Consider the following 5,879-nt stretch of genomic DNA (forward strand, 5'->3'; position numbering starts at 1 on the left):
GGGCTTGAGCGGCCCCGCGGCCGCCACCGTGCACAGGCCGGCCATCGTCAGCAGGGCCAGCAGGCGTCCTCGCCAATCACGCATGCCAATCTCTTCTTGTCGTTGCAGTGGCGAGCAGTATCCGGCCCGGGCGGCGGCGTGGGGCAATGGGCCGGGATGAGTGGCGGTAGCAGCCGCGCGAGCGGCGGGAAAGCGCGCGTGGGTGGCTTCAGCCCCGGCCCACGCTGGCGACAACAAGGCGCGCCAGGGCCGCCGTCGCATCGACGACCGGCAGGCCGCAGGCTGCGGCGCCCAGCACGATGGGGATCTCCGTGCAGGCCAGCACGAGGACGGCCGCGCCGCGCTGGCGCAATGCGCGAGCCGCGTCGGCCAGCAGGGCCTGGCCGTCCTGCAGCCGGCCGGCCTTGACGGCCTCGATGCCGGGCATGACGCGCTCCAGCATTTCGGCGGCGGTCGGCAGCAGCCACTGCACCGGTGGCGCGTCGGCCAGGCGGCGGTTGATATACAGGCCCGAGGCGGTGGTCGCGTCGGTGGCCAGCAGGCCGATGCGGGCCTCGGGCCCGGCCAGGTCCAGCGCCTCGCGCAGCGCCGCGTCGACGAGGTGGAGCATGGGCCGCTGCAGCTGGGCCTGGACCTCGTCGAACCACAGATGGGCGGTGTTGCAGGGCATGACGATGAGGTCGGCGCCGGCCGACGTCAGCCGCCGGCCGCTGGCGACGATGGCCTCCAGCGGCGAGTCGCCCGCGCCCCGGAAGGCGGCGGTGCGGTCCGGAATCTGCGGCAGGCAGCTGACGATCATCGGCACGTGGTCCTGATCGCGCGCGGCCGATGTGGCGTCAAGCACCTTGCGCATGAAGTCGACCGTGGCCAGCGGGCCCATGCCGCCCAGCACGCCGATGACGTTCATGTCAGTTGTCCATTCCGCGGTCGTGGCACCCGCGACGCATGAAGGATTCTTCGGGCCGAGCGCCGGGCCGCCCCAAGCCGGCCCGGTGGGCGATGTGCTTGCGGCTCGACGCCGCAAGCATCGCCGTCCCCCTGGGGGACCGACTGGGCTTGCCCGCGTTCAGCGCGGCAAGACTGGGCGAGGGGCGTACTTTCACTTCAGACGGCCGGCTTGTCGGACAGCTGCTTGAGGTTGTCGCGCAGCTCCGGGCTCATCGGCGCGTTCAGGTTGATGCCGCGCGGCGCGATGGGCGACTGGAACCACTTCTTGTACAGCGCCTCGAACTCGCCGCTCTTCATCAGCCCGGCCACGGTGTCGTCGACGAGCTTCTTGAAGGCCGGGTCGTCCTTGCGCAGCATGATGGCGTAGGGTTCGACCTGCAGCGCCTCGCCGACGATGGCCAGCGAGGCCGGGTCCTGGGCGCTGGCGCGCAGGCCGAACAGCAGGATGTCGTCCATGCCGAAGGCGTCCGCGCGGCCTTGCTGCATGAGCAGGGCCGATTCGGCATGGTCCTTGGCTCCCAGCAGCTCAAAGCCCAGGTCGCGCTCGACGTTGAACCTGCGCAGCACCTGGACGTTGGTGGTGCCCGAGGTCGAGACGACCTTGCGTCCCTTCAGGTCAGCGAAACCCTGCACCGATGAGCCGGCCTTCACGAGCAGCCGTGTGCCGGTGTAGAAGTAGTTGATCGAGAACGCGACCTGCTTGTTGCGCGCGCTGTTGTTGGTCGTCGAGCCACACTCGATGTCGATAGTGCCGTTGGTCAGCAGYGGGATGCGGTTCTGCGAGGTCACGGCCTGCGCGGCCACCTTCAGGTCGGCGCGGCCGGTGGCCTTCTTCACCTGCTCGACGACCTTGGCGCAGATCTCCCAGCCAAAGCCGGTGGGCCTGGCGTCTTCGCCGAGGTAGGAGAAGGGAATGGACGACTCGCGGTAGGCCAGCGTGATCGTGCCCGAGGCCTTCACCTTGTCGAGCGTGCCGGGTTCGGCGTGGGCGCACAGGCCTGTCAGGCACGTCAGGCCGGCGAGGGTGGCGGCAGCGGCGGAATGCTTCATGAAGTCCTCCATGGCGGGGCGTTGATCGATGGGCTGGATGCTAGGAAAACCGGCCCCGGCCGTGCATCGCGTTTGACCGCCATCTCATCAGCTGACCTAATGAAGCCCGCCATGAGGATCAAGCACGTCGAAACTTTCCACGCCGTCATGCTGACCGGCAGCGTCGGCGCCGCCGCCAAGCTGCTGCACGTGACCCAGCCCGCCGTCACGCAGACGCTGCAGCACGCAGAGCTGCAGCTTGGCTACGCGCTGTTCACGCGCCAGAAGCGCCGCCTGGTGCCCACGCGTGAAGCCCAGGCCCTCTACCCCGAGGTGCAGGCGCTGATGCTGCAGCTGGAGTCGCTGCGCCGCATGGCCTCGGCGCTGCGGCAGGACCAGGACCACCCTTTGCGCATCCTCATCGTGCCGTCGCTCGCGGTGCGTGCGCTGCCGGACGCACTGCGCATCTTCCGCAAGGCGCATGCGGGCATGCCGGTGTCGGTGCGCACGCTGCACTCCAACGACATCGCCCGCGCGATGGCGCTGCAGGAGGGCGATGTCGGCATCGTCTACGGCAAGCTGCCGCATCCGGCGTTGCAGGACGAATTCGTCGCGGCGGGGCGGTTGGTCTGCGTGTCCGCGCGCAAGACGCCGGCCGACAAGCGCACGACGGTGACGATGCAGGAGGTGCTGCGCGAGCCCTTCATCCGCATCGACGAGCGCGACCCGCTGGGCGCCGTGCTGGCCGATCACTGGTCACGCCTGGGCCTGGTCGCCAAGGCCGGCATGACGGTGCAGACGCACCATATCGCCATGGTCATGGCCGAGCAGGGCTTCGGTCCCGCCATCATCGACTCCTTCACTGCCCAGGCCGCCACGGGCGAGGGCCTGCACGTGCGCACCCTGCTGCCCGAAGTGCCGGTGGAGGTGCACGCCGTGCAGCCACAGGGCGTGCGCTCGCCGCGCGCCGTGGCGGACTTCATCGCCGCCTTTCGCACGGTCATCACGGCCTGACGCGGCCGTGGCGGCGTATGCTGGGCCGCAATCCCTCAGCCCGCCGGAACGCCAGCCATGACCCTCTGCCCGATCGCTGCCGTAGTCGGCTGCGCCAAGTGCCCGGCCTTCCGGGTCTGCCCACTCAAGACGGTCATCGGCGATGTGGCCAAGACGCCGCCCCCGCCGGCCAAGGCGCGCAAAAAATGATGCCTGAAGTCGCGGGCATGGCTTAGATTCCCATCCCACGACGGCGACCGTGCCGCAACGAAAGGCTGAGCGTGCAGACACTCGACGAGATGCGTGACCGTTGCCTGCTGACTGCCGAGCAGCATGCGGAGATCGGTGCCTGGGTCAGCCAGGCGCGCACCCCCGAGGCCATCCTGGCCATGCCCGAAGGGCTGTGGCGCACGCTGGAACTGGCCAGCGTGCTGATGGACGTGGACGCCGACCTGCGACGCGACCCGCTGCTGTCCGATTCCTAGCGGTCAGGCCTTGCTGGTTGGCTTCATCAGCCCCTGGCAGGCCGACCTGGCCTTGGCATCGGCGGCATCCAGCTTGCCGCAGACGCCGTCGAGCTGGGCCTTGAGCCGRCCCACGGCGGCGGCTTGCGCCGGGCTCTGATTCCACGCGCCCAGCAGGGTCGCCACCTTTTTCAATGAACGCTCGCTGCGTTCGTAGAAGGCGCCGGGGTCCTTGTCTGCCTCGGTAAAGAGCTGGGCCGCCGCCTTCTCGATGCGCGGCGTGTCCTCGGGCGACAGCTCGACCAGCGCGCCGAGGTAGGTCGTGCCCCATTGCAGGCGCGTGGCCGGCCCCTCGCTCTTGTTGAAGGCCTCCTCGTACCAGCGCAGCGCGTCGGCCTTGCGGCCCTGTTTCTTCGCGTTGCCGCCGAGCTGGCTCATCAGGTAGTAGGGCGAGTGGCTGCGCGCCAGGGCTGACTTCAGCAGCTCGTCACTCTCCTTCCACAGGCCGGCGCGGCCGAGCAGGTGGGCGGCCTCGGTGACGACGGCCTGGCGCTCGTAGCCGTCGGTGATCTCGCGATTGGCTCGGCTGGCCTGTTCGCGCGCCTCGGCCAGCAGCGCGGCGGGGATGTTCTTCGGGTTCGGGTCGTCCTTGGGCGAGTCCAGCCGAGCCAGATCGATGCGGCCCTGCAGCGCGTTCAGCCGGTCGGCGCGGGACAACGTGGCGTCTTCGTTGAGGCGTTTCAGCGCCGCGTCGAACTCGGCGACCAGCGCATTGCGCGCCTCGCCGGGTTGCGGGGCGAGCGCCTTGACCAGGTCGGGCGCCTCGTTGGTCAGCACGTCCATGTGGGCACGGGATTGGGCTGCGTCCGCCAGCACGGCGCGCAGGCGTGGCAGCTGTGTGGGGTCGGCCGGCTTGCCCTCGGCCATCGCGCCGATGGACTTCAGCCACAGCCGCGTCGTCGTCTCGGCATCGGCGCCTTCGCTGGCCTTGGCCAATTGGGACAGCGTCGCCGGGCGCTGCGCCACCGGCAGCAGTTGCTGCTCGTCGGTCTCCCAGCCATAGAAGCCCAGCAGCCGCCATTCATTGGCCGACAGCTTCCTGCCCGTGGATTTTGAATTGAGGGCATCGGCCAGCACCGCCTTGACCGGGCGGCCGCTGGACAGGCCGAGCTGCAGCACCTTCATGACCTGGGCCGCATCGGCCTCGCCCGGCAGGCGGGTGATCTCGCTGCCGGCCGGGTTGAACAGGATCAGGGTCGGGTAGCCGCGCACCTTGAAGCGCGTGCCGAGCTTTTGCGCACCGGGCGCATCGCCGTCGATGCCCACGGCCACGAAGGCCTTGCTCTGCTCGATGAAGTCGGCGCGGTTGAACAGCGTCGCCTTGAGCTGGTTGCACGGCGGGCACCACTTGGCGCCCCAGTATAGCAGCACCGGCTTCTTCTCGGCCTTGGCCTGGACGAAGTAGCGGTCGATGTCGGCATCGGCCGCGGCGGCCTGCCAGGAGACGCCGGGTGCGGTGGCGGCGTGGGCGGGAGCGCAGCTCAGGGTCAGGGCCAGCGCAAGCGTCGAGAAGAGGGGTAGCAGCTTCATGGCAGGCGACGAGAAGGGGGTGGCGCAATTGTCCTAGGCTTTGCGACAGGCCATGCGCGTTCGCCGAATGGGCTTATGAGCTGGCCGCATCAGTCATGGCCAGCGCCGCTCAGGGCGACCCGAGCACGCGGCAGGCGAGGTCGGTGTCCATGTACTCGGTCACCTCCTTGAGCCGGCCTGCCTGCAGGCGGAACACCATGCAATAGTGGTTGTTGTAGGCCTCGCCCGCGTGGGTCTGCACCTCGCCCTGGCATTGCACGACGACATGGTCGCCCTCCGCGATGAAGCGCTGGGCGCGGCTGCGGTAGCGCGTCGCAAAGCGCTGGAACAGCGGCTGCAGCAACTGCCCGCGCACCACGTCGCGGCCGGCCCAGCAGCGCGACCAGGGCGAGACGCCGGCGATGGTCCAGCTGAAGTCCTCGTCCATGGCGGCAACGAAGGGGGCGCCGTCGCCATCGGCCAGGGCGGCGTAGATGGATTGCAGCAGGGCCTTGTTGGCGGTGGGGTTGTCGATGTCGGTCATGACTTGATTCCGGGGTTGAGGGGCTTGAGCGGATCACGCGCCGGGCGTTGGCCGGTGGCGATCCAGTCGTCGTAGAAATCCAGCTTCTGGTCCAGCGCGGTCAGGGCCTCCTGCCAGCGCGAGATCGTCGCCAGCACGTCGGCGCGGTGGGCGGCGAGCATGTCGCGGCGCGCCGCCAGGCTCTTGCGGCCCTGGGTGACCAACTCGGTGTAGCGGCGCATCTCGGCGATGGACATGCCGGTGGTGCGCAGCCTCTCCATCAATTCGAGCCAGGCGACGTGCTGCTCGCGGTAGCGCCGCCGGCCGCCGGCGTCCCGTGCCACGCCGGGCAC

7 protein-coding genes are annotated in these 5,879 nt (G+C 69.5%); 2 read left to right on the forward strand and 5 right to left on the reverse strand.

Annotated features, from left to right (window positions below; genetic code table 11):
* Nucleotides 1-208: 208 nt before the first annotated feature.
* Together cuyB and AC1DU6_RS17770 are read right to left on the reverse strand one after the other, a co-directional pair.
* The gene (gene cuyB, locus AC1DU6_RS17765) at nucleotides 209-907 is read right to left on the reverse strand and encodes a cysteate racemase (RefSeq protein ID WP_457321022.1); all 699 of its coding nucleotides are present in this window, start codon (nucleotides 905-907) and stop codon (nucleotides 209-211) included.
* Nucleotides 908-1,104: 197 nt separating this feature from the next.
* Complete coding sequence (locus tag AC1DU6_RS17770) at nucleotides 1,105-1,998, reverse strand: amino acid ABC transporter substrate-binding protein (protein WP_457321024.1); 894 nt, start codon at nucleotides 1,996-1,998, stop codon at nucleotides 1,105-1,107.
* A gap of 111 nt (nucleotides 1,999-2,109) precedes the next feature.
* Between AC1DU6_RS17770 and AC1DU6_RS17775 the strand changes: the two genes are divergently transcribed.
* Entirely contained in the window at nucleotides 2,110-2,991 is an 882-nt protein-coding gene (locus AC1DU6_RS17775; protein ID WP_457321026.1) for a LysR family transcriptional regulator, read from the forward strand.
* 260 nt (nucleotides 2,992-3,251) lie between these two features.
* Entirely contained in the window at nucleotides 3,252-3,455 is a 204-nt protein-coding gene (locus AC1DU6_RS17780) for a hypothetical protein (RefSeq protein ID WP_056190902.1), read from the forward strand.
* Nucleotides 3,456-3,458: 3 nt separating this feature from the next.
* Here AC1DU6_RS17780 and AC1DU6_RS17785 read toward each other — a convergent pair whose 3' ends face one another.
* The 3 genes from AC1DU6_RS17785 to AC1DU6_RS17795 all read right to left on the reverse strand — a co-directional run.
* Entirely contained in the window at nucleotides 3,459-5,024 is a 1,566-nt protein-coding gene (locus tag AC1DU6_RS17785; RefSeq protein ID WP_457321027.1) for a thioredoxin family protein, read from the reverse strand.
* 109 nt (nucleotides 5,025-5,133) lie between these two features.
* Nucleotides 5,134-5,547 carry a nuclear transport factor 2 family protein gene (locus AC1DU6_RS17790; protein WP_457321029.1) on the reverse strand — a complete coding sequence of 138 codons (414 nt, stop codon included), beginning with the start codon at nucleotides 5,545-5,547 and terminating at the stop codon, nucleotides 5,134-5,136.
* Nucleotides 5,544-5,879, reverse strand: a 336-nt coding sequence (locus AC1DU6_RS17795; protein ID WP_477858645.1) for a MerR family transcriptional regulator, incomplete at its 5' end; no start/stop codon positions are given. The genes AC1DU6_RS17790 and AC1DU6_RS17795, both read right to left, overlap by 4 nt.

This window comes from Roseateles sp. P5_B10 (assembly GCF_056400485.1).